At 39.0% G+C, this 4,876-nt stretch carries 4 protein-coding genes and 1 other annotated feature; of the genes, 2 read left to right on the plus strand and 2 right to left on the minus strand.

The genetic code is table 11. From position 1 onward, the window contains the following. Both L655_RS0123090 and L655_RS0123095 read right to left on the minus strand, forming a co-directional pair. The coding region (locus tag L655_RS0123090) for an RHS repeat domain-containing protein (RefSeq protein ID WP_024606404.1) at positions 1-3,284 on the minus strand (3,284 nt) is incomplete at its 3' end. Beyond that, positions 3,284-4,063, minus strand: coding sequence for a hypothetical protein (locus tag L655_RS0123095; protein WP_024606405.1), 780 nt, complete (start codon positions 4,061-4,063; stop codon positions 3,284-3,286). The genes L655_RS0123090 and L655_RS0123095, both read right to left, overlap by 1 nt. Before the next feature lie 72 nt (positions 4,064-4,135). Here L655_RS0123095 and L655_RS0123100 point away from each other — a divergent pair, with 72 nt between their 5' ends. Then, positions 4,136-4,456 (plus strand): transposase, encoded by a 321-nt coding sequence (locus tag L655_RS0123100; RefSeq protein WP_024604194.1) that lies wholly within the window; start codon positions 4,136-4,138, stop codon positions 4,454-4,456. After that, positions 4,414-4,530: a sequence feature (AL1L pseudoknot), on the plus strand. Its footprint overlaps the gene before it by 43 nt. Further along, positions 4,459-4,876: IS3 family transposase (locus L655_RS0123105; RefSeq protein WP_139016270.1), on the plus strand; the 418-nt coding region annotated here is incomplete at its 3' end. It overlaps the preceding feature by 72 nt.

The following is a 4,876-nucleotide window of genomic DNA, read 5'->3' on the forward strand; positions in this document are numbered from 1 at the left end:
CCAAAGCCATTGGGTTTGAAGTTTACAATAGTTCCATCTGGGTAACCTAACTGTTCACGCTGTTGCAAAGCATTGTATTTATAATTAAGCATTAGAGGTAGTTCATTACCCACAAATAGCTGCTCTTCTTCGAGGCGATTTTGGTTGTTGTACTCATAACGATGAATTACATTACCAGCTGTTAAGGTTTTAACGTTCCCGTTGTTATCGCGCTCGTAGCTAACATCACCTGAAGCATCTGGGTAGTTAACTTGTTTAAGACTGCCTAAGTTTTCATATGTATAAAAAGTACTCCCACTCGGCGCTGTACTGGTACATTGTGTATTAGCAACGCCACCTTGGCTCCAGATGAGTTCACCTATTACATTGTGCTTATAAAGGGTATTGCCTACATCCGGTCGTGTAGTTAAACATAACTGTTTACTATTGTCGTAATAACGACGTTCAGTAACACTCGTTGAATTTCCATACTGGTTAGCACCTGCTTGTGTAATAGAATGTGTTAAACCAAATATATCAATATCTAATGTGGTGGTTACATTCTCAGGCGATTCTATTTTTATTGCGCGCGAGTAACTTGGTGAACCAAAGGCTTGATAGGTTGTGGTTGTTACGTGACCTTTTGCATCCGTTACTTCTATACGATTACCAGATAAATAGGCGTAATTAACGGTGCCTAATCCACTTGTTGTAACACTTTGCTGTCGACCTAGTGAATCATAAACGGTTGTAGTGCCTTTATTTTCACTTATATTTGCGCTTGCATAAGATTGGAACGTTGGCTGATTCAAGTAGTTATATTCGAAACGCTGATAACGGGTACTATTTGCTGCAGAGCTATTGACTAAATCTTGGCTTTTTGTTTTTGTCAGTCGCAGTAAGTTGTCATAGTACTCTGTAGTTTTGAATACAGCGTTACCTGTACATGCGGTCCGTGAACTATCTAACGTACACGTTGACGCAGTGCGGGTATTGGTATCGTTATGCCAAGTATATAACGTGTCGTACCAGCTGCCATTAACCGCATCATTTGTTAAATCTACGGATTTAATACGACCCATGTCATCATAGGTGTAATTAGTTGATACGCCATTATAATCGGTTGTACGAGTTACCCACCCGTTATTATCAACTACCCTACCCGCACTCATGCTTCCTGTGGTTGACCTATTTGGCACCGTTATTACCTGCGGTAAACCGCGCTTGTAGTTTGCATATTCAATAAAACGCTTACCAGTGCCTACTGAACGATTTGAATTAAACTCTATTCGCTCAACATTGCCTTGTGCGGTGTAATCAGTGAAAGTACGTTGTAGTTGACCAAATAGGTACACTTTTGATGGTAATTGTTGGTTTGAAAAGTAACTATTCGAAAAAGCATTGTACTGAATGCGTTTAGTTTCTATATAGTTTTGATCATCGCTTGATACTTGGGTGATGGTAGGTAAATTTAAAATCCAATTTAAAGTGTCATGCTGGTAAAACTGCTTTTTATAAAAAGTACCCGATGGCCCTGCTAGAACAACTTGCTCAGGTGCATCATAAATATTATAGATATAACTTTTAGTAAAGCTGTCACTGTTAACATGTTTAGTAACTCTTTTGTCCTTTACGATATAAGATAAAGTGTCTGTATTCGTGGTTAAAATTGGATCGACAATACCACTGTTACCTTTAAAACTACTCTTCCAATATTGAGTCAATGTTTTTTGATTTATTTCTCCATTTGGGCCATGTTCGACCTGAGCTATAACCTGCCCTTCAGTTTCATCCCAGCGTTTACTAATATAGCTGTTAATATAACTATTATTCGGCGCTGTGACCTTGAGTACCCTTAAGTCATAAGCAGATAGCCCCAAACCACTTGGGATAGAGGAACAATCACTTTTAGTATTACAAGTAACTTCTTTAGTGTTTCCAATAATTGCAATACCACGTCTGAAACTACTAACTTCTGAACTACTTAAACCTGCAGAATTAAAGTGTGAATAATTATTACTGTAGGCATATGTCCATACATATTGTTCATCATTAATATCTATTGATTTACTTGAAATTGCTAAATTAGCATAGCAAGCATTATAGTTTATAGGCTTGCCTTGACGAGTATGACGCTGACTTTTTGCCGGGACTTCCGTTCGTCCATGTACGGTCAATTTGTAGTTAAAACTTATGTTGGCGCCGTTAGGATGTTTTACTTTAAGGGAGCTTTCTGGGCCATATAGCGGAGTAGTGTGGCTATATATACAGCTTTCTACATTAAAATTTGGTTTTACATATATCTTGCTCGCGTAGTTTATAAACTCAGGAAAATCATACTCCCAACTTTGGCCTGTTGGAAGTATGACGTCTGTTAAGTTATGGTTTTGATTTGCATACTTTTCTTCATATAAATACTCCCAAACCCGCTCTTGGCTTGTTATTTTATTTATGCGTCCCGATGATTCATATGAAAACGAAACGAGGTCTTCGCTATGGGCTGAGCCAGAAGGTTGGTATGTGATTTTTTCCAACTTACTACCATCAAATATATAATGCAGCGTATTGCCAAACTTATCTTCAACTTTTGTTGCAACGTAAGCAAGTTTACTACGTTGTGCAGGTTTTGTTTTTACAAGTGGTAACCCCAATTTTTCGATACGATGACCTAAAGTATAAATTAAGCCTTCACTCGTTTTTACAATAAAATACTCATTGCCATTTTCACTACTACAATTTATTGATGCATTGAGCTTGGTTCGGTAACGATGCTGGCCAGAACCACTTAATAATTTCCCACTAGCACCAGGTATAATCACATCGGCTCCGTTCCAATATTCATGCTGCTCATAAACATCACCATAAAATGAAATGGGGCCAGGAGATAAAGCACTTGAACAAGCTGTACTAGAATAATAATTATTGCTATAGCGAGTGCTGCCTTTTAAGTAAGTAGCTTCTATTTTTGGTAACTCGAGCTCCCAATCACCGAACTGTGCTGGGGATTTATCATTTTTACCTGTAAGCCGATTATATGTCCGTGTAATATTTAGAGGGATCTGTGAGTTCGTTTTAATACTTAAGTCAGTGACAGTAAATGAGAGTGAACCATCAGCTAGTGAAATACTTTCACCAGCCAAATTACTTGTAAGCGCCTCAACCTCTCGCTTGACGGCAAAACGCTCTAAATTATACTCAGATGGTGGCGCTATTAACTCAACATCACCTCCACCCGGAGGCTGTGCCGCTAAAGTAAACAGCGGAGCTAATAACATTGTTGATAAATAATAAGTAAAATTTTTCATTATTGCTCTCCCTGAGATTCAGCCACTGGACTACCAAGTAAATCCGTATGTATAAATATAATTTGTTTTGTGTTTGCTGGTGAACTAACCGTATAAACGGCCTCTTTTATATCACTAGATAATGAGCCGATCTTAGTTGCAAACACACATAACTGGCGACTAGAGTTAATAGAAAGAGGTGCAACATAGGTAAGCCAGTTATTTACACTGGAACAATCAGACTCGAGAGGTATCAAAGCGTATTTCATTACTGCTTGCTGAGCATTCGTAATAATTATGTTATCTGTTGGAATTACATTACCCCCATCCGGTGATATAGAAGGAGCGGATAACTTAACTTGACGATTGATTAGAGGGCTATATAAATAAGCGGAATAAACAGAACTATCAGTAAAGGTATCTGTTCTTTTAGCTCTCACCCTAAATTTAACTGCTGAAAAAACAGCCATGTTGTATAAGTAACTATTGCTAATTTTACTGCCTAGTAATCTATAGTCATTACTAAGCATACTGTATATATTATTATTGCTAAGCTCTGCAATCTCAACGTCTATACTATATTTATAGTTACCCTCTCTTGGAACAGAGAATAACTCAGCCGGTGGTGGAAGTTTATGCGGTAGTGTAATTACGCCATCATTGGGATACCAATTCCACATAATGCGCAACGAACCATTATTTTCTTCATACCTAAAGTTGCTTGGCGTTGGAACCAACGAAGGGGCTGGTATTGCAGGATCGATAATAGCTCCTTTCGAATCAAATACACAAGAAAGCATTAACAAAAAAGCTACTAAGAATTGAATCGCCCCGTGTTTGCCAGAGACTCAATAACTTGAGAAACTGGAACTATGAAAAAATCAAATCGCTATACATCAGAATTTCGTGAACGTGCAATTAGGCTTGTTACCACACAACAGCATGAATACCCTTCTCTTTGGGCTGCGCTAGTATCGATTTCAGATAAACTGGGATGTACCCCAGAAACACTTAGAGCATGGGTCAAGAAATCTCAAGCTCAACCGTCTAAACCCTCTTCTAATACGCCATCAACTGAAGAACGCCTTGCCATCTTAGAGCGCGAGAATAAAGAGCTCAAGCGAACGAATGATATCCTGAGGCAAGCTGCCGCTTTTTTCGCCCAAGCGGAGCTCGACCGCAAACAGAAGTAATAGTGGATTTTATTGATGCTTGCAGAGAGCATTACGGTGTCGAGTCAATTTGCAAGGAATTGCCGATTGCACCATCAACGTATTATTCTCATAAACAGATACAAAGAGAGCCTGAGCGACTGTCTAACCGCAAAAAGCGTGATGCTGAGCTGATAATACTCATTCGCGAAGTGTGGGAGGATAATATGTCAGTTTATGGTGCAAGAAAAATATGGAAGCAGCTACAGCTTGACGACCATCAAGTCGCCCGCTGTACAGTCGAACGATTGATGCGAGTTATGGGAATTCAAGGTGTTCGTCGGGGTAAAGCACATAAGACAACGATACCTGACGAGCAACAAGATAAGCCACTTGATTTAGTTAATCGTCAATTTACTGCTGAGCAGCCAAATCAACTTTGGGTAGCTGACATCACCTATG

This window comes from Pseudoalteromonas sp. TAE79 (assembly GCF_000498015.1).
GTDB lineage: Bacteria > Pseudomonadota > Gammaproteobacteria > Enterobacterales > Alteromonadaceae > Pseudoalteromonas.